The following is a 19,101-nucleotide window of genomic DNA, read 5'->3' as shown; positions in this document are numbered from 1 at the left end:
TAACCTAATCACAGTACCAAGCTTGTCATCCCTGCGAAAGCAGGGAGCTAGAATGGCGGACAAAAAGCCCTGAGATATTATAGATTCCTGCCTACGCAGGAATGACATCCTTTTTGTTTAAACATAGCAGATGTTGTATCTTTAGACTTTTGACGGGGGGACTTTATAATCGCTGTCATTGCAAGAAGGCGTAAGCCAACGAAACGATCCTGTTTTTTGTCATCCCCGCTTCAGTGCGGTATCTAGATTCCCGCCGTTGCTAAGAATGACACCTTTTTCGTTTAAATATAGTAGATGTTGTATTTCTATACTTTTGACAGCTCAACTATTTATGGTCATCCACCCTTAGCAGCTCCAGCTCCTTTCCCCTGATTACTAATACGAAAAGCTTCACTTTTATTTTTACTTAGAAAGGCACTAAAATCTTCTTTTGTGAATTTAAACTCAGCAATATTTTTTGCTGGACTTTTTTCGGTATCCAATCTTTTATCTTGTTTTTTATCAATAGCTAATAATTCTATAAAATCTTCTTTAATTTTACTTGATGTTGTTGGAGAATTTAAGGTCTTGATCAGTGATTCTAAAGCCTTGGTATCATTTCTAACTTCTTTACTGCGGTTAGTCGCTGCAAGTATTACATAATCCTTTAAGCTACTCTTATTATCTTTACCTTCCCAACGTTCTGAAGTACAAAAAGATAAAAGTGTATCAGCTTTTGCTTGGTGACTTTGAGTAGCATCACGATCTTGCCAACTTTTCTCAGTTTTAGGCTTTGGCGGGATTACATGGTCTAACATTTTCTGAGGAAATGTTTTATTCAAATTTTCATTATCATAAACCTCATAGACCTCTAGAAGAAATTTCTGATGTTCAAACGTTTTATCTACCCCTTTACCTAGTTCATAATTATCTAAGTATTCCAAAGTCTGAAAACGACCTTTAATATGCAAATAATCCGCATATTTTTGAGCATCGTCAAAATCAAGAGTGGATATACCTTGAGTATCTAGTGTCACCGTGTTTAGCGCATGCTCGCGTAAATTAGTAAGAGTGTCTTTATTAGTTTCCGTATATTTAAAATGCCCACCAACCTGAGCCAACGCTTTATATACTACATCCATTAAAAATTTCATTAAAGCACTTGGACTTTCAAAAGGCTTGGCACTATATATAGCCATATTTGTTGAAGCATCCATACCACTACCAAAAGCAAGAGCTAGAACCCTACCTTGTGTTTTTGCTAAAGTGACATCTTCAAAACCATCTAATTCTTCAGCAGAATCCACTTTACTCTCATTCTCAGGAAAATACCCCATAGGTACATTGTCTCTATATCCCCCATCAACATATTCAACACCATTAATTGTTACAGGTTGAAAAACTACAGGAATTGAAGCAGAGGCTCGGCAAGCTAAAGCAATTTCAACATTAGGGCTATTTTCCGCACTAAAAATTTGCAACGTACCATTGTCTCGCCTTACTGCAGTAATTAATAAATCTTTAAATTGTTCTGAATCAACAAGTTTTAAAAGAGCTAAATCCTTAAAAAGAATTTTCCCACCACTTTGACATTTCTCCATTAATTCACTAAACTCTTTACCATTGGAATCTATTATAGTTTGAATTTTGGCAAATTGCTTATTTAGCTCTTGTTTTTGAAAATCCAACCCTCGAATATTTTCATTTATATCGGTAATCTGCTGACTATTATCACCTTCTTGTTGTTTTAATTGTTCAATTGAGTTTAAAAGCTCTTGCTTTTTTTTCTCTAATTTTTCTTGCTCTTGTGAAATCCTATCATGACCCGCCTGACAAAGCTTTACAGGGTTCTTGTCCTTTAAAAAGTCAGATACACCTTTTCTTATAGTCTTATTTAAAAGATCATATAATGGCATACCATCCTTACCAATCTGCACCGGACCAGCTGAGAATCCTTGTGTGCCAAGTAAACCTTTTAGGTTGGTCTCTTTTGAAATTTTTTCAAATGTTTCAGGAGCTATACCACATGCAACCATTGCAGCACTTATCGCCCCGGCAGATGAGCCGGCAACCGCTTTGACCGCTCCAACTGCTCCAGATTCTGCCAAAGCTGAATAAACACCGGAATATATTGCTCCCTTAGCTCCACCGCCACTAAAAACCAAATATTCAAAAGGAGTTTCCTGCCTTTCCTGCATTTCTTTTTGTAACTTACTCATAATTTTCACTCAACATTTAATTTACCCAGTGTGCAAGTTTATTTGGTCGCTTCATCAAAATGCCTACAAGCATAAAAGATATTCGTGGTCAGGAAATTACTTTAAATCCACAAGATTTTTACCTTATTTTATTTAAAACCTTATGAATTTCTAACAATTTAGTATCCCCTGCACATAATTTAGTGTCATCCCTGCGAAAGCACACTAGTGCGTCTACGCTGACAATTGCTTCCTTCCACAAAAGTTTGCAGTAATTTTATCCACTTTATTTCACTATCAGATCATATAATATCTCACCTGCAACTTGATCTACCAACGTAGTTGGATGAACATCATCAAAGAATACATAATCGGAAATTTTACAATCATTACACGGAGCAATATAGCTTGCTTTCAACTCCCCTGTTAGCACTAATTCTAGTAAAGTTATAGCACCCTTGCCAAGAGGCATATCTAAGACACAAGCCTTAGAGAAGGTCTGCCCATTCTTCTTGTAATCAGCGATTATATTCTGCAATACATTATTCATATCAAATAGTCTTATATCAATTGTTGGATATATTTTTCTTAAATTCTCTATTTGATCATTTAATTTTTTATTAAACTCCTGTGTTAATTTTGTAGCAAATGCTTGTGCCTTGGTATTGACCACAGCTGGGATTGAGCCAATATCTGGTACGTTACCAACAACTATGTGTCTGACATTTCTTTTTGCTAAAATATTAATGGCTTTAAATATTTCAGTAACACTCTCATTAATTATTCCAATGGGATCTTTATCCAACAAAGCTGCTTTAATATCATTCCCACCAATTATAATTATGAATAAATCGTTTACTCCAATATCTGGGTGATGTTTAATAATGGAATTAAGTTGATTTTTTAACTGAAATTGATTGAACCATAAAGTATATGGTAACTCATTACCAACAGAGGCTCTAGCAGATGAAACGGCATAATTAGTGCCAATTTGATCATACGAAACGTAAGATGCACTTTTTAAGTGTTCTTTTTGTAAAATGTCTGCAAGCGGTATGGATAATTCCTTGGATTTTTGTTCTAGAATCCATTGTTTAAATGCAGGTGTTATGCTAAAACTCCAGCCTGGTGTTATTGACACCCCAAAACTTGCGGTTGCATATTCAACGATTAATGAGCCATTACTAAAGGATCTTTCTTTATAGAATGGCGGAGAGAAATAGACTCTCTCAGCCCACTTTAACCTTGGGAAGTCTTGTTTCATGGAGTTCAGTACACTGTTAAAAGAACCAACAAAAGCCCCGGTGTCAGACAAACTATCTCCCATAATATACACTGCTCTATATTGACTATTTATGTGAGACGGAGATGAGGAACTCGTTTGTTTAAATAATGGGCTTGGCGAAATATTTTTGTTGTTGCCACAACTAATTAGTAATAGCGACAATGACGATATTAAGAAAAATTGATTTAATAATTTCATAGCAATATATACCTTGATGTACCCTATCAGACTATTCCGAATCAGGCGATTTTAAATATAGCGATTTCCTGAAGAATAACACTAATTCCAACCTAATGACAACAATTTTTTCATCTTCTATTATAGTCTTTCTGCCTAGTAAATTTAGTAGAAGATAAGAATAATCCGGTTCCCATAACTAAAAATACTGAAACAATAAAAATACTAGTAATCATAAAATGCCCGAGCATTGCTAAAACTACAGTAGTAATACAGACCATTATCATAAATATAATGGCACTAAGTTTACCTTTTTTTGTGATGCTTTCATAAACTTCAATACTTTTAATATCCCTTTGATGTCTATGTATTTGCTCTTTTTCTGCCATGACTATTAACTTTGCCAAGGTTCCTGGATAAATATTTTCATATTCTTCCATTAAATCTATAGGGGGCATAACATGCTCAAACTTCTTACGATAGAAGCTATTATCTTTGTCTCTAGGATTATTGCTAACTTTTAAATATCCTTTATTCAATCTATTATTACTAGCAAAGAAACTTTTACTCTCTTTCATATTCTTTTTTTATTTCTTGAAATGTTAAATTAATATCTTTTTCTATTTTAATAAAATACTCAAGCAGATCCGTCTCTGGCTTCTTTCTTATTGTTGTTTTAGATATTTTAAATATACTAAAAAAGCCAGTTAGGAAATGTCTTATAAAATCTTTATTCATTTTTTCTTGTACTCTTTAATACCCTTCCCCAAAATGTCATCCATAATTTATACGGATGTCATCCTGAACTTATTTCAAGATGACGTTATTCTTAAATCCATCTAAATCACTTTTATAAAGTTATCATCAGGAATCAATGGCTCTCCTCTGAAATTTACTGCATTGTTGAATTTATTGCAACAAGTTATAAAATTTTTATCACAACCTACAGTAAGATCAACCGTTTTATTATGTTTCATACTATCAGGAATTAGTTTATCCAATATGACTACATTCCCAGAATGACTAATGATCTTACTGTAAAATTGTCCCTTTATAAGACCATTTAAAATAGCATCTCCGTAATTAAAATAACCATTTTCTTTATCAAGATTTGAGATAACTATAGTTCTACCAAACATTTCCTTAATATTATATATCTGACTATAAACTATTTTATCTATTTTGCATTTCAAATCACCAAAATTAGCACGACATTTCTTACTAAAAGATTGCAGTAACGACTGGTTATATAGTTCTATATTGGGTTCTAAATACAAAGTAAAATCTAAATCCCTTTTGGTATAAGTGCTACAGCGATAAGTAACAAAATGCTTATAAGAATTAGCACAACAAATATATATTTTAACCGTAGCTTGTGTCAAATCATAATGTTGCTCTACTCCATTATTCTCGAAAACTCCTTCTAAGATAATGTGATTCTGAGCAGAATCATTAAAAACCCCTTCCTTTAAAGCCATTCCAGAATTTGGCATAAATATTATGTCATCAATCGATAAAGATTTATCAGACTCAGTAAGGTACAACTCAAAACCATCCTGTAACGTGATATGGAAACAGTAAGTAAAATTTTGTAATTCTGTTATGGAATTATCAATATATTCTGTCATATAACCTCCAATAATTCTATTTGTGATAATTCTATTGATCCGTCTGCAGAATGAAAATACTCAAAACTATCATTAATAAATCGCACAGCTACATCAAAAATAAAATTCCCTGTCAAAATTTGCCCTTTATCTAATGGGCTTGGCAAAGTTACTAATCCGGTATTATAATCAAGCTGGACTGCTATATTGATATCATTAACATAGAATTTTTCGCTCCCAGCTACCGGTTTATTAATTGTTCTAGCATAGGGCAAAATTGGATCTTCATATAATTTAACCAGTTGGCATTGCGTTAAATTCCCATCACCTTTAGCAATAAATTGCCCTGACACTTGATAATCGACATTATCCCTAAAACGAAAGGAAAAACTCCCTCCCCTTCTTGCTCGAAAGAAAGAACTAAACTGCTCAAATTCGCGACTACTCAAACGACAATTTTTAATCAAATATTTTTGTTTCGCATATTCTCTATCTAAATTTCTTACTTCTCTGCCTGATAATGTCATAGCACAAGAAGTAGCAAATTCCGGTTTACCAACAGCAAAAGTTTCAATAAATTCCGGCATACGTATATCATGAAAATTCATAATTTCTCCTAATATTTAATAACTGTTATAGTGAAACCTATTAAATTAGGTGATACAAAGTTTGTGTCATACCTGCGAAAGCAGATATCTAGATTCCCGCCTACGCGGGAATGACAAGAGAGTGCGGGAATGGCACTAAAACTGTAATGTCATCCCTGCGTAGGCTTAACTTGTCATCCCTGCTTCGGTACGGTATAGTTATGCCCATAGGATTAGGTGATAAAGAGCATAACGATTGTAAGTTGTCATTCCAATGGTATAAGATCCTTTTCTATTAGCGACCTAAAATCCTCATCCATATCAACAAACCATCTTTTTACATCCACTTTAATAGGTAAATCAGATTCCTCCAATTCCTCTTGCAAATTAAATAACTCTTCATCACTTACTACTTCCATAATACAGATATCAAGATCAGAAAACTTCCTGTGACTACCTTTAACACGAGAGCCGTATGCTTGAAATGTATAAGGATATTTCCTTAAGATAGATTTTAATAATAAAAAATCTTTCTTCTCAAGATTGATCATTTAATCTCTCCAAATTTCTCAAAAACTCGTGTAACATGCCAGAAAAATCATCAAAAGTTGCAATAACTTGTTCTACATTTTTGATATCATAAGTATGTACCGTAATATTTCTAATCTTGATAAAATCAAACCAAGCGGCAGGGTCTGAAATTAACCCGGCAGCAGCTGCCTCACGAAATACTTCACGTGGGGTATAAGCATTTCTACCCTGAACCTCTAACAATCGCTTCATTGTTTTCCAAGCTAACTCATAACAATATTCAAATGCTTGAATAGCCCCAGCTTTATTCTGTTCAGTATCTAAATTAAGACGAAACTCCTCAAACTTATTATGCGCCTTTAATAAGTTACTAATATCAATATTGTCAATCAAATATACCATTTTGTACCTTTAGATTTGTTATAGTTATGCCTATAGGATTAGGTGATAAAGAACATAACGATTGTAAGTTGTCATTCCCGCGAAGGCGGGAATCTAGATACCTGCTTTCGCAAGGTTAACACAAAGTCTGTATCACCTAATTCAATAGGTTTCACTATATCAGTATACTGTTCTTAATTATCACCATAATGACTCCACATACGTAGTATTTTTATCTTCTCATCTACTATAGTTATGCTCATAGGATTAGGTGATAAAGAACATAACGATTGTAAGTTGTCATTCCTAGCTGCGGCGGGAATCTAGATACCTGCTTTCGCAAGGTTAACACAAAGTTTGTATCACCTAATTCAATAGGTTTCACTATATCTTTCCAGTCTTGTTCTGAAATTAAAACTGCTGCATTTCTTTTGCCTTTTATTATTGTTGGCTCATGATTCTCTGCCACCAAATCTATCAATTTATATAAGTTCTTTCTAGCTTCACTAGCTATTAAATATGTCATAATTACTCCTATTAAAATGTTAATTAATAGCTCACCTTACGCATAACGCTCATGGCAATTTAAAAATTGCAGAAAAGTACAATACGTCATTGCGAGACCACGTGAGTGTAGTGGCAATCCACATTCATTAGATTGCTTCGTCGCCACCAAAGTGGCTCCTCGCAATGACGTCTGGCTGTTTTCCCTATGACTTTTAAATGCCATGCGTAAGGTGAATTAATAGTACTGTATATGGTACTGTTAATCAATATCTTTAAATCTCTTTTACTACAGACTTCTTGCCAATTTTATTCCCCTTTAATAAGGCTTTGTAATCTATGGTAAGCTTAGTAGTAATAAGGTCAGAACTACGTTGAAAATTTATATTACACGCCTTCATACCAGCAACAATGTAATCTTGAAGAATACACGAATTAGCTGTTAATTTATTAGTAATTTTCTCAGCCAATGAAGTTAAAAGCCCCTGGTTTTTATCCCTAGCAAAAGCATTTATCTCAAATTCTACTTGGTAAATATCCTGACCTAATCTTGAAATATTTTCAACTTTCAGAATATTTACTAGTAAGAACGGATATTTTGCATCCTGGACTACCGATATGTAAATCCGGTCAACACTAAGCCTAATATCTGGGTCACCTGATAATAAGTTATATATGGTCATGTGAAAATCATGAATAAAATTAACAGACATATATTTCTAACCCTATGATATTCAAGAATTTACTTTTTTCTTCAACATTAATAATTCGCTTAATTTCAAATTGCCTATCTCTAAATGATATACGCATTTTGGTGGTAATGCCTGTGATAAATCTCATTTTAAACACATAAAACCCTTCGGTCATAATATGACCAAAATTCAAATGTTCTATCGAGGTAAATCTATTATCAGAAATAGGTTTTATTTCGGCATAAGTAGAGAATTTCTCTTGCCATTTTTCTTGTTCTATTTCACTGGCAGAAAAATTCTCTAGAATTTTCACCTGATGTTGTAAAGTACGTGCTACTGATTTTTTCATTCTTACCTTTAAGCATTATATTTTTAATTGTCTGTATGCCAGATACAGATTCTTAATTTCTGTTGACAAGGAAGTACCATTCTGCCTTTCCCTATCATACATTTCTGCTATATGCATTAATATGCCATGCTTTATTGAAGCTGGAATATTAATTTTATCATATCCAATAATATATTCAACTATTAATTGATAATTTTCTAACTTTTTATTTAGAAATAATAATGATCGATCGTGATCTAGATAATATTGATCAGATCGCAGCTCAATAGATTCACTATTATTTGTTAGAGCAATCTTCGTTATCTCCTTTATCGGTTGATATTTTAACTGAAAATTTTGTTGATTTTTAATATTACAAACAAACTCTATTCTCCTTGTTATTATTGTAAGTTTAGTAAAATTCTCAGCAGCCGTAATTGCTGCATCTATCAACCCACCAATTAACTCATCATCATAATTTCCTTCTATCCTCATATAGTTTTTTACTTCTATTAGAGTCCAAATAGTCTGAGGGATTAATTCAATAATCCTAAATATATCCTTTTTATACATATATCCTACTTCACAATGTTAGACCAAATTTACAAACGTCATTGCGAGGAGGCATAAGCCGACGAAGCAATCCATTTTTGGTTACTTTTATAGATTGCTTCGTCGCCACACCAAGGTGGCTTCTCGCAATGACGCTGTCGAGTTAGCTTGTAGTCAACTAAACGCAGCAAGCTTAATAGCACTCTGATTCACTACGTCGCCCCCTACCCTTTTAACTGCGTAAAATTTGACAAACGGCTTGTCGGTATAAGGATCTCTCATTATATTAATACCACCACGATCTATGATTTTATAGGCTGATTTAAAATCTCCTATAGCAATTGCCATATTACCTTCCTTTATAGCCGGCATCTCAGAGCAGCAAAGCACAGATATGCCAAATATTGTTTGCTTTAAAGAATCAGAAAGCGATTGTTGCCAAATAAATCGACCATTATTATCTTGGAGTTTTTGAATTTCCGATAAAGTAGTACGGTTCATCAGAAAAGTAGCATTTGCCAAATATTCTTCATCGAGTAAATTAATGAAATCTAATAATTTTTCTGCAGTAACTCGTCCCCCCATCTCAAATTGCTCTATTTTATCATGATCTTTTGATAAAATACCCTTCGGCCTCTTCTTGCCGTCACCATTAATAAACGCATCATTTTCTGCTTTAACAAAACTATCTCTTAAACGTTCGAGCAACCAGTTCTCTATCCGAATAGCCGAATCATCTATCAAAGTTTGGCTAGCTTTTGGCTGGGCATAAAGCTCGTGTACAAAAATTCTCTGTTGCTTTAGCTTAGAAGCAGCTGTTTCTTCTCTTGTCTGCAAATCACCAACCCAACCGCTAGCAAAATTACCCTCTTCAATTACTATATCAAGAGCATTACTAGAAATTGTTTCGATTGATGCTAATTGCCGCATAGGCGATCTAGCATTAATCTCAGTGATTATACTATTATATAAAGCCGGTACTAATAATACCCCTCCTTCCTCAGCTCCACTATTTAAGGATTTTTCGATTAATTCACTCTGGCTGCCTTTGCGAATATAACTATTAAAAGCAGTTTTATACTCGATATCTTGTATTCTTCCTATTTCCGGACGAGATAGAAAATTTTCTAGATTATAGATTTTCTCCTGTAATTCATTGATTTTCATTTCATTACTATTTTGTTTTGTCATTAATTCTGTATCCATGTTATTCTCCATTAAAATTTGTTTGGTGATATGCGAAATTTTGGCATGATCATTGGCTGGAAAAGTTACTATACTAACCTCAATTAACTCAGCCTCAGTGATAATTCTTTGATTTACGTTATTGTAATTTGCTCGTTTTATATTAAAACCAATAGAAAGGCCATCAACTGCCCCTTGGCGGACAAGTTCTATAGCCTCTTTACCTTTCTCGATTTTATTATTAATTATAGCTTCGACTTTTAAGCCGTAATCATCCTCTGTTAAAGATTTAATCACCCCTATTGGCTGTTGCCAATCATGCTGCCAAAGAAATTTGATGAGCGAATGATCGGCTGAGGCAAAAGCCCCTTTAGCAATCAGGTCATTATGCTGATCAGAAATATTATAAACACTAGCATAACCTGAAATAACTACGCTATTATCTGTAATAGATTTTATGATTAAATTTTGAATCGCTTGATTTTGCTGTAAGTTTTCAGTACACATATTACCCCATAATTGCAATAACTATAGGTAATATATACTAAAAATCTTTAGCACTAAGTATTTTGGAAAAAAAATTATCGATTTTTATCAAATATTTTTTGAATAGACTTAACCTCAGAACTATGCTGTCATCACTGCGAGGCTTAACTTGTCATCCCTGCGAAGGCAGGTATCTAGATTCCCGCCTTCGCGGGAATGACAAATTCACTTGTCCATATATAACATATCTAGAACTTATTCGGGTTAGTTATAACTATACACCTAATACACATCTAACCTGCCAACTGTTATTTGGTATGACTCCCAACATAAATAAACAGCCGAGAATCTGAAATTAACTCAGCACCAGATTCCGGCTTGTAATAAATATGACTGAAACGTTTATAGAGTAGAACCTAATATGCCAGATCTAATACCAAATCTCCAGCACAAGGAACGTCATCAATATTAAAGTCATCACATGAAATGTCACATGTTAATTTTGTATCTAATACTGTATTTTCAATAGACTCAGTTTTGCTATTGAGCTTACTAGTAAAATTATACCACATAGAATTGAAATTTGCAATAATTATATGAGCCAAAACCTCAGAAGGAACAGAAGATAAATTTGTAGATATGCTGTCAAGAGTATCTGAGAGAGGTCTATGTGCTGCTGCATATTCATTGAACTCAATGTTGTTGATAGTAGTAATGTCTTCAGGAAGATTTTTTTCTTTTTCGTTAGAACCAACCATAATTTTTCTCCTAATAAATTAATTTGTTAATAATACATGACAACGTTTTGTCCGTATGTTACGGTTTATACAACATTCTTATAAACTTACAAGTACTATTTTCATTTATTTTAAAATTAGCTGAATGAGTATTATTTCTCATATTTTTTTAGCTTATATCTAACTCGATTAGCATCACAGTTGTCTATTAGCAAGGAGCTATAGTTATGCCCATAGGATTAGGTGATAAAAACATAACGATTGTAAGTTGTCATTCCCGCGTAGGCGGGAATGACAACTTACAATCGTTATGTTTTTATCACCTAATCCTATAGGCATAACTATACCTTACAACTGTCGAAAGTTAGGAAAGGAAGCGGTTTTAGATAGTGTGCTTTAAAAGTCGTATGTGGTTAACGTCATTGCGAGGAAGACCGTAGGTCAACGAAGCAATCCACAAAAGTAACCAAAAATGGATTGCACTACACTCACGTGGTCTCGCAATGACACTGTGCTGTTTTCTCTATGATTTTTAAATGCCATGCGTAAGGTGACTAATTAATTAACCAAATGCCATTGGGGGGCTTTGTAATCCACGCATAAACTCTTCAGCATTTAAGATTTTTCTTCCTTCTTGCTGTAATTTTCGGATGATCAAAGTGCCTTTACCACAAGCTATCTCCAAGACACTATTACTATTAACCACGGTACCAGGAGGCAAATTAACATCCACATCATTATAATAGGCTTCTAGAATTTTTATAATTTTACCTCTATATTCAAAATATACACCAGGCCAAGGATTCATACCTCGAATTCTACAATCTATTTTGTAGGCAGTTTCACACCAATCTATCTTTCCTTCTTCCTTCTTAAGTTTATGAGCATAAGTTATACCGTTTTTATCCTGGGTAATTCTTGGTAAATTATCAATATTATCTAAGGTTTTAATCAATAAATCAGCTCCTATTTTCGCACATTGGTCATGCAAAATTGGTAAAGTTATTCTAGGAGAAAGTGACAATGAATGCTGCAATATAATATCACCAGTATCAAACCCTTCATCCATCTGCATTATGCACACAGAAGTTTCTAAATCACCTTCTATAATAGTACACTGCAGTGGAGCTGCACCCCTATGCCTTGGTAAACTTGACGGATGAATATTAAGACATCCATATTTTTTAGCTTGTAGGATAACTTCCGGTATTAAAAACCCATAAGCAACTACCACTATTATATCCGCACCGATTGAATTAATTAAATTGGTTATTTCTTCGGTTCTTAAAGTCTTAGGAGTATAAGTTGCAATATTATATTTTGATGCCAAATGATGCACAGGTGATGCTACTTCATTTAGCCCTCTCCCTTTAGATTTTGCCACTTGCGTAAATACACCAACCACCTGGTGGTCGTTACTGTTAATTAACTCCCTAAGAGTGGGTACAGCAAATTCTGGCGTACCCATAAAAATTACTTTCATAAATTATTATTTTTTAGCTTTTTTAATTTACGTAATGCTATATCCTTTTTTAAAGGACTTAAATGATCAACTAATAACCTACCATCTAAATGATCCATTTCATGTTGAAGAACCCTAGCAAGCCAACCATCAGCTTTTAATTCTTGCTGTATATTATTATAATCTAAGAACCTTATAGCTATAGATTCAGCCCTTGCTACCTCAACCTGCTGTTCCGGTAAAGACAAACACCCTTCTACTGCTACAACCAATTCTTTAGATTTGTCTATTATTTCTGGATCTACGATAAATAATGGATAAAAATCTACAGCTCTTTCTGTATCGTCATTATTCTGTAAATCAACTACTAATATACGCTTAGCTATTCCAAGCTGAATTGCTGCAAGCCCTACCCCATGATCATGATACATGGTTTCAACCATGTCATCCATCAACTTTCTTATAGCATCATTGACTGTACCTACTGACAAAGATTTTTGTTTTAATCTTGAATCCGGAGCAGTCACAATAGGTAACACAGACATAGTATCTTAAAACCTTAGATTATTTGCCAAAAACTTACATTACTAAATCTTGTATTGTAACAGAAATCAACAAATAAGTCCAGTGTAGGCTATTTATTCAGGGCGATTTATTAGCAGGGCAGTTTAAAAGTCGCAACTAATGATATAAAATACTAGATTATAGAAACGAATAACCGTCATCGCGAGCCACGAAGTGGCGTGGCGATCCAAATATAGTTATGCCTATAGGATTAGGTGATAAAGAACATAACTATTGTAAGTTGTCATTCCCGCGTAGGCGGGAATCTAGATACCTGCTTTCGCAGGTATGACACAAAGTTTGTATCACCTAATTCAATAGGTTTCACTATAAACAGCTTGCTGTTTTATTTTTGCCGTTGCAATTTTTTGGATTGCCGTGTCGTAGCGAAGCAGCTCCTCGCAATGACGTTTATACATTTCTCAAAACAGATTCTTATATCATTAGTTGCGACTTTTAAACTGCCCTGGATTTATTAGGTGTCAGAAAAAGGTTGTATATAGTTACTTTTTGTAGTAAAATGCACCTATTATTATATTAAATAGGTAATATTATGTCAGCAGTAGTAAAATTATCAGATAAATTAGTTGAACAAGCTAAACGTCATTCTATCATTTATAATCGTTCAGTTCCCAAACAAATTGAATATTGGTCTCGTATTGGCAAGATGGCTGAAGAAAACTCAGATTTGCCATATAGCTTCATTAAAAGTATACTCTTTGCTTTAGATGAGGTAAGTGGTGGTCATGTCGAAGACTACAAGTTTACTACCAAATAAGTCATGCATATTCTTCAAACTAATACCTTTAAAAAGGTAGCAAAAAAATTACATCCCAACCAAAAAGATTGTTTGGATAATGCTATTCGTATTATTTTGTCTGACCCTTTAGTTGGTATTGAAAAAGTTGGTGACCTTTCTAACATACGTGTCTATAAATTTCGTATGATAGAACAACATACTATTCTTGCTTATATGTACAATCAACGAGAGCAATCAATAATACTTCTTGCACTTGGATCGCACGAAAATTTTTATCGTGATCTTAAAACTCAACTAGATTAACAATTAGTCGGATAAGCAGAACTCATTATTTAATCATGAACGAAGAACGTTTTACAATGAGATTTAATCTATACTGGCTATTTGTTACTTTAATACTTAAACTTCATTATAAAAAAATATTCTTTGCTAAATCCATTACAATTGTGTTACATTCCGCAATAGCTTTTTAGAATTTAGGAAAATCATTGATTGGATTACCCCATTATTAATTATTTCCTAATAATCTAAAATTATAGTATAACTTATATAGTACAACTTACAAAAAATTTAAGTATATATGTTTAATATTACTGCAAAAAATAAACAACTAGATAGAGCTAAAGTATCTAGTATTTTTTGCAAACTAGGACAGAAAGAGAAAAAAGAAAAAACTAAAATCAGTGAGTTGTTAACTGACTTTCATGAAAACGGGCTTCTATTAACAATGCTTTTCTTTGCCATACCAATTGCAATTCCTCTACCGTACCCTCCGGGTTTTACTACTATAGTAGGGATACCCTTGATTATTTTATCTATGCAGATGTTGCTTGGCTTTAGACAAGTTTCTTTACCATCGAAAATTAATAACTATCAAATTGGCAATGATATACTTATCAATATAAGTAACAAGATTGTACCAAAAATTAAATTGGTAGAGAAATATATACGACCAAGATTTAGTTTTGCATCTTCTATATATTGCGAACAATTTGTTGGTTTAGTATCACTGATTTGTGCTATTGCCATATCAATACCTTTGCCTCTAACCAATGCTGTACCTGCCCTTGGTATTACTATAATGACATTAGGTCTTTTAAATCGAGATGGATTAACTATATTTCTTGGGTTTATAATCTCTATAATTGGTCTTATTATAGCTGTTATAGCAATTACTGCCAGCTGGATTAGCATAAAATATTTATTTAATCTATTTTTCTGACGTTATTCTTCCAATGAAACAAAAATTATATCAAGGATCAAGCAAAGCTCTTTATCAGTCTCAAGAAGATTTTGCTTTTATTATGTCCTTTACTGACAAAATTACTTTAGAAAGTGGCGAGATTTTTGATATTTCGGGTAAAGGAGTGCTGAATAATAATATTTCATCCTTTATAATGAGTAAGCTCGATATGGTGGGGATAGAGAATCACCTAATTGAAAAAATAAATATGCGTGAACAATTAATACAATCTGTGGATATTTTCCCCATTCAAATATCGATTTCTACAGTAGCATGCGGCAGATTTGTAAAAGAGTTCTCTATGGAAGAAGGATATGTATTCGATCACCCAGTTATCGATTTTAGAGTCAGAAGTAGAGAATTAAAGCATCCTATAATTAATGAACATCAAATACTGAATTTTGGTTGGCTAAGTAAGCAAGAAATTGATGAGGTAAAACATCAAGCCATCAGAACACATGATTTCTTAAGTGGACTATTTACAGCTATTGGTATAAGACTTGTTGAATGCAGACTAGAATTTGGTAGAGTATTTAATGGTGAAGACTTTATGGTAATGTTGGCAGATGAAATCAGCCCTGATAATTGCCGTTTATGGAATATGAGTAATAATGAGAAACTGGGAGCAGAAATGATTGCCACTGATCCAGAAAGAGCTATTAAATCTTATCAGGCAATAGCTGATTTATTAAAAGATAGAACTTATAGCTAATCTGAATAGGTTCTTGATATTGTTATAAGTTCCTAAATGTCATTGAGAAAAAGACCGTGGGTTGATGAAGCAATTGTAACCCCTATTTGATAGCTTTTCTATTCATAATTAACTTTTTCTGACGGTTTAGTTGAAAACCATAATAGACTTCCTGCATAAGTCAAAAATAGTTGAGGGATTTTTAGGAGAAACGAAGCCGAGCACCGCAGCGTACATAGACGTACGTGAGGAGCGGAGGCAAGTTTCGACGACAAAATCACCAACTAGATTGATTTATGCAGGAAGTCTAATACTATTTTCTACAACATAGTCGGTAATTTTGCCCCCTTGTAAAACGGTTAAAAATAGATTTTTTTGTAGGTCAAATTTGGGGACTTTTAATAAAAAACAGTAATGAAATAGCCATGGAAATTGCTTTAAAAAATTATAAAATCGCTGAAATACTGATATATATAAGAAAGAATCTGGTGAAACCGGAGGGATTCGAACCCCCGACCTAGTGATTAGGAATCACTCGCTCTATCCTGCTGAGCTACGGCTTCTCTTGTCACTATTGTAAAGAACCAGCATTATAGCAAAGTTTTTAACAATTGCAAGCGTGTGATATGAAATCAAAAGGGTTGATATGCTTGTTATTGAGCCAAATTTCAAAATGCAAATGCTCTCCCGTACTATTACCACTATTACCTTGTACTCCAACAATCTGACCTTTGGTCACCATATCTCCTTCTTTTACGTGTATTTTTTTTAAGTGAGCATATTTGGTAATGAATTTATCTGAATGTTTTATTTCTATCAAATTTCCATAAGCACTTTTTCGCTTTATGGTAATAATTATTCCATCAGCAGAGGCATAAATGGAAGAGTCTTGGTATCCTTTTAAGTCTGTTCCACAGTGGAGTTTTCTTTGTTTTTTCCTAGGATGTTTACGCATGCCGTAATGACTAGTAACCTTTACATTATATTGTGGTAACATTATAGGAATAGTAGCAGTTAGCTTATCTAGTTGCCCCAACTCATTAATGTTATAAGAGCTATTTTTATTGCTAGCTTTTTGAACAAGCTGTAATTCTTTCTTAGATAAGAACTTATACTTACAATTTAACTTTAGCAGTAAATCTTTAATCTTGGTTGATTTAATCATTGCCTGGCTATTAATTGCTTGACTATTAATATTCTTAGTCCTACTGGCTTTAAATTTTTGTAAAAAAGCCTTGTTATATTTTTCATTATTAATAACAAGACCAAAATTTTTTGCATAGATACAGTTATTTTTACTTAGTGCTGCTAAATTATATTGTATAATTAAAGTGCCGTGATTTAGTTTATGATCCTTTTGTAATTGTTGTGCAGTGACATTTAAAAGTGTCTTGTTAATAGGTGAGGTGCTACATCCTTGTAGGAATAATATAGTTAATAATAATATAAAGGACTTAAGCATTTATATCCTTATAAAATTTGTTTACATAACCTAAAAAGCCATTGCTTATACCAAAGAAAATAAACAGGTATTCCGCTTAACACAAATGAGATAGCTATTACTGTAACCTTTAATGGTGTTTCATAAATAATCCATAAACAAAAGACAATTGATCCAAGGGCAATCAACCATTCATATATTGAAGATTTCTCTGATTTTGTTAACAGTAATTTTAAAAAAGCTATGCTACAGGCTAGATATACAAATAAAAAAGAGATAACAGAAAAATCAATTATGTCGGTAATTTGTTCCGATAAATCTTCATTGGTTGTACTAATCAATAATGCTAATATTCCAGTACAACTTATGACCAAACTCCAAATTGGAGCACCATTTTTATTTTGTTTAGCAAAAAAAGATGGCATTAAACCGTCTTGGGCTAGTCCCAAAGAAATCTGTCCACTGATTAGTACCCAGGCATTTAATGTTCCAATGCAAATAATTGAGGCAATCAAAGAGATAAGTATATGCCACTGACCACCAAAAATTATTTGGGTAGCATCTACATAAGGAGCTTTAGAATGTATTAAATCTTCTGGAGGGATTAAACCAATTATTCCAACACTATTAATGAAATACAAAATAGCAACACAAAGCGTACCTATTACTACGGCTCTTGGTATTGTTTTCGATGGGTTAATTACCGAACCAGCTTGAGCAGTTGCTGACTCTAAACCAATGAATCCCCAGAATGTTAATAATGTTACCTTACCAATAATTTGAGAAAAAGTTAAATTAGTTATTTGCTTATCCATAACAAAATTATTACTATCAAACTGATATAATGCTGTAACTGGCACTACTATTAGTGGAATAAATTTTAACGTTGTTAATATAAATTCAGCCCTTCCTGCTGTTCCTATACCTTTAAGGTTTAGCAACATAATAGCAAATAGCAATAATATTTGCAAAATTAAGCATATAAAACTATTATTCACCCCAATTAAAGGTGTGAGATATGTAATAGCTGAAATAACCACTACAGCCGTACTAACCCATGAAATAACCCAATAAGTCCAACCTGTGAAAAATGCTACATCGTTGCCAAATGCCTTTTTTAAATAAACATGTGGTCCGCCTGTTTGTGGGAATTGTGAACAAAGTATAGCAAATAACAAGGCTAAAATTACAGCACCGCAGGAAGATATTATCCCTCCAACTAAACTAAAAATACCGAATGGTGCTAAACTTGCTGGTAATATTAAAACACTGGTGCCAACTTGGCTACCAATAACTAAAGCAAAAACTGACCAAAAACCGAGCTTTTGTGACATATAATCCTGAACTGTATGTATAAATCCTGAACTTATTTCAGACTGTAATAATCACAAACTGTGCATAAAAAAATAAAAACTTGAAAATTGATAAATCAATTACTCAAGTTTTTGTAAGCTATATACTAAATATATTTATTATTGAGTATTGGTAAGCCCTAGTGGATGATTCTTGAACCCAAATGGGGTAAGAATAATCGTTACACAGTGTTCTTATAGTAGGGTTATGTAGATAGTGATCATTTCATTAGTAAAATAAACAATCTAATTGTTTATTGAACCTATTTTCTGCAACCCTAATTTAAATTTTCCTAATTAAGACATTGTAACAAAATATCCCCTCAAAATTAAAAAGTTATTTTTGTTACAATGTCTTA

Annotated in this window: 24 protein-coding genes, 1 tRNA gene and 1 pseudogene; 7 read left to right on the top strand and 19 right to left on the bottom strand. The window is 33.2% G+C overall.

All coding sequences use genetic code 11. From position 1 onward, the window contains the following. Nucleotides 1–335: 335 nt before the first annotated feature. From ACQH2P_RS05590 to ACQH2P_RS05565, 6 genes and pseudogenes are all read right to left on the bottom strand, one after another. Nucleotides 336–2,198, bottom strand: a complete 1,863-nt coding sequence (locus ACQH2P_RS05590) for a patatin-like phospholipase family protein (protein WP_425363374.1) — start codon at nucleotides 2,196–2,198, stop codon at nucleotides 336–338. 265 nt (nucleotides 2,199–2,463) lie between these two features. Next, complete coding sequence (locus tag ACQH2P_RS05585) at nucleotides 2,464–3,660, bottom strand: SGNH/GDSL hydrolase family protein (RefSeq protein ID WP_425363373.1); 1,197 nt, start codon at nucleotides 3,658–3,660, stop codon at nucleotides 2,464–2,466. Between the two features lie 260 nt (nucleotides 3,661–3,920). Continuing rightward, nucleotides 3,921–4,217 (bottom strand): annotated as a pseudogene (locus ACQH2P_RS05580) (DUF2335 domain-containing protein); the annotation flags it as partial. Further along, on the bottom strand, nucleotides 4,204–4,377 hold the full coding sequence (locus ACQH2P_RS05575; RefSeq protein WP_425363372.1) for a hypothetical protein: 174 nt from the start codon (nucleotides 4,375–4,377) through the stop codon (nucleotides 4,204–4,206). The gene ACQH2P_RS05575 and the pseudogene ACQH2P_RS05580, both read right to left, overlap by 14 nt. A gap of 101 nt (nucleotides 4,378–4,478) precedes the next feature. Next, nucleotides 4,479–5,267, bottom strand: a complete 789-nt coding sequence (locus tag ACQH2P_RS05570; protein ID WP_425363371.1) for a DUF2163 domain-containing protein — start codon at nucleotides 5,265–5,267, stop codon at nucleotides 4,479–4,481. Beyond that, a complete protein-coding gene (locus ACQH2P_RS05565) occupies nucleotides 5,264–5,854 on the bottom strand; it encodes a phage distal tail protein, Rcc01695 family (protein WP_425363370.1) in 591 nt (196 codons plus the stop codon). The genes ACQH2P_RS05570 and ACQH2P_RS05565 overlap by 4 nt, the downstream gene beginning before the upstream one ends. Before the next feature lie 110 nt (nucleotides 5,855–5,964). Between ACQH2P_RS05565 and ACQH2P_RS05560 the strand changes: the two genes are divergently transcribed. Continuing rightward, nucleotides 5,965–6,132: a hypothetical protein gene (locus ACQH2P_RS05560; RefSeq protein WP_425363369.1), complete on the top strand. Its 168-nt coding sequence runs from the start codon at nucleotides 5,965–5,967 to the stop codon at nucleotides 6,130–6,132. On the opposite strand, the gene ACQH2P_RS05555 is transcribed toward ACQH2P_RS05560, so the two are convergent. Both ACQH2P_RS05555 and ACQH2P_RS05550 read right to left on the bottom strand, forming a co-directional pair. After that, complete coding sequence (locus ACQH2P_RS05555) at nucleotides 6,100–6,384, bottom strand: nucleotidyltransferase domain-containing protein (protein WP_425363368.1); 285 nt, start codon at nucleotides 6,382–6,384, stop codon at nucleotides 6,100–6,102. The two genes, ACQH2P_RS05560 and ACQH2P_RS05555, sit on opposite strands and share 33 nt — an antisense overlap. Next, entirely contained in the window at nucleotides 6,371–6,766 is a 396-nt protein-coding gene (locus ACQH2P_RS05550) for an HI0074 family nucleotidyltransferase substrate-binding subunit (protein WP_425363367.1), read from the bottom strand. The genes ACQH2P_RS05555 and ACQH2P_RS05550 overlap by 14 nt, the downstream gene beginning before the upstream one ends. A 42-nt stretch (nucleotides 6,767–6,808) precedes the next feature. Between ACQH2P_RS05550 and ACQH2P_RS05545 the strand changes: the two genes are divergently transcribed. Beyond that, nucleotides 6,809–6,943, top strand: coding sequence for a hypothetical protein (locus ACQH2P_RS05545; protein WP_425363366.1), 135 nt, complete (start codon nucleotides 6,809–6,811; stop codon nucleotides 6,941–6,943). A gap of 61 nt (nucleotides 6,944–7,004) precedes the next feature. On the opposite strand, the gene ACQH2P_RS05540 is transcribed toward ACQH2P_RS05545, so the two are convergent. From ACQH2P_RS05540 to def, 8 genes are all read right to left on the bottom strand, one after another. Further along, complete coding sequence (locus ACQH2P_RS05540; protein ID WP_425363365.1) at nucleotides 7,005–7,271, bottom strand: type II toxin-antitoxin system Phd/YefM family antitoxin; 267 nt, start codon at nucleotides 7,269–7,271, stop codon at nucleotides 7,005–7,007. Nucleotides 7,272–7,524: 253 nt separating this feature from the next. Continuing rightward, on the bottom strand, nucleotides 7,525–7,932 hold the full coding sequence (gp17, locus tag ACQH2P_RS05535) for a tail completion protein gp17 (protein WP_425363364.1): 408 nt from the start codon (nucleotides 7,930–7,932) through the stop codon (nucleotides 7,525–7,527). 19 nt (nucleotides 7,933–7,951) lie between these two features. Further along, nucleotides 7,952–8,290 (bottom strand): phage head closure protein, encoded by a 339-nt coding sequence (locus tag ACQH2P_RS05530; protein ID WP_425363363.1) that lies wholly within the window; start codon nucleotides 8,288–8,290, stop codon nucleotides 7,952–7,954. A 15-nt stretch (nucleotides 8,291–8,305) separates the two neighbouring features. Beyond that, complete coding sequence (locus ACQH2P_RS05525) at nucleotides 8,306–8,842, bottom strand: head-tail connector protein (RefSeq protein WP_425363362.1); 537 nt, start codon at nucleotides 8,840–8,842, stop codon at nucleotides 8,306–8,308. 153 nt (nucleotides 8,843–8,995) lie between these two features. Further along, nucleotides 8,996–10,513: a phage major capsid protein gene (locus tag ACQH2P_RS05520; protein ID WP_425363361.1), complete on the bottom strand. Its 1,518-nt coding sequence runs from the start codon at nucleotides 10,511–10,513 to the stop codon at nucleotides 8,996–8,998. Between the two features lie 395 nt (nucleotides 10,514–10,908). Continuing rightward, nucleotides 10,909–11,250: a hypothetical protein gene (locus tag ACQH2P_RS05515; protein ID WP_425363360.1), complete on the bottom strand. Its 342-nt coding sequence runs from the start codon at nucleotides 11,248–11,250 to the stop codon at nucleotides 10,909–10,911. Between the two features lie 541 nt (nucleotides 11,251–11,791). Beyond that, nucleotides 11,792–12,712: a methionyl-tRNA formyltransferase gene (gene fmt, locus ACQH2P_RS05510; RefSeq protein ID WP_425363359.1), complete on the bottom strand. Its 921-nt coding sequence runs from the start codon at nucleotides 12,710–12,712 to the stop codon at nucleotides 11,792–11,794. Beyond that, nucleotides 12,709–13,236 (bottom strand): peptide deformylase, encoded by a 528-nt coding sequence (def, locus tag ACQH2P_RS05505; protein WP_425363358.1) that lies wholly within the window; start codon nucleotides 13,234–13,236, stop codon nucleotides 12,709–12,711. Before def ends, fmt begins: the two co-directional genes overlap by 4 nt. Before the next feature lie 234 nt (nucleotides 13,237–13,470). Here def and ACQH2P_RS05500 point away from each other — a divergent pair, with 234 nt between their 5' ends. From ACQH2P_RS05500 to ACQH2P_RS05480, 5 genes are all read left to right on the top strand, one after another. Next, nucleotides 13,471–13,734: a hypothetical protein gene (locus ACQH2P_RS05500; protein WP_425363357.1), complete on the top strand. Its 264-nt coding sequence runs from the start codon at nucleotides 13,471–13,473 to the stop codon at nucleotides 13,732–13,734. A 74-nt stretch (nucleotides 13,735–13,808) separates the two neighbouring features. Further along, nucleotides 13,809–14,033, top strand: coding sequence for a TA system antitoxin ParD family protein (locus ACQH2P_RS05495; RefSeq protein ID WP_425363356.1), 225 nt, complete (start codon nucleotides 13,809–13,811; stop codon nucleotides 14,031–14,033). A gap of 3 nt (nucleotides 14,034–14,036) precedes the next feature. Then, complete coding sequence (locus tag ACQH2P_RS05490; RefSeq protein WP_425363355.1) at nucleotides 14,037–14,318, top strand: type II toxin-antitoxin system RelE/ParE family toxin; 282 nt, start codon at nucleotides 14,037–14,039, stop codon at nucleotides 14,316–14,318. A gap of 277 nt (nucleotides 14,319–14,595) precedes the next feature. After that, entirely contained in the window at nucleotides 14,596–15,237 is a 642-nt protein-coding gene (locus tag ACQH2P_RS05485; RefSeq protein WP_425363354.1) for an exopolysaccharide biosynthesis protein, read from the top strand. Between the two features lie 13 nt (nucleotides 15,238–15,250). After that, nucleotides 15,251–15,970, top strand: a complete 720-nt coding sequence (locus ACQH2P_RS05480) for a phosphoribosylaminoimidazolesuccinocarboxamide synthase (protein WP_425363353.1) — start codon at nucleotides 15,251–15,253, stop codon at nucleotides 15,968–15,970. A gap of 465 nt (nucleotides 15,971–16,435) precedes the next feature. On the opposite strand, the gene ACQH2P_RS05475 is transcribed toward ACQH2P_RS05480, so the two are convergent. From ACQH2P_RS05475 to ACQH2P_RS05465, 3 genes are all read right to left on the bottom strand, one after another. Beyond that, nucleotides 16,436–16,512: transfer RNA gene (locus tag ACQH2P_RS05475), tRNA-Arg, on the bottom strand. Between the two features lie 41 nt (nucleotides 16,513–16,553). Continuing rightward, nucleotides 16,554–17,411 (bottom strand): M23 family metallopeptidase, encoded by an 858-nt coding sequence (locus ACQH2P_RS05470; RefSeq protein WP_425363352.1) that lies wholly within the window; start codon nucleotides 17,409–17,411, stop codon nucleotides 16,554–16,556. 8 nt (nucleotides 17,412–17,419) lie between these two features. After that, nucleotides 17,420–18,724: an APC family permease gene (locus tag ACQH2P_RS05465; RefSeq protein ID WP_425363351.1), complete on the bottom strand. Its 1,305-nt coding sequence runs from the start codon at nucleotides 18,722–18,724 to the stop codon at nucleotides 17,420–17,422. Between the last annotated feature and the right edge of the window lie 377 nt (nucleotides 18,725–19,101).

It is taken from the genome of Candidatus Tisiphia endosymbiont of Hybos culiciformis (assembly GCF_964030975.1).
GTDB lineage: Bacteria > Pseudomonadota > Alphaproteobacteria > Rickettsiales > Rickettsiaceae > Tisiphia.
The sequence above is the reverse complement of the archived record's forward strand: the minus strand, read 5'-3'. Positions and strand labels throughout refer to the sequence as shown.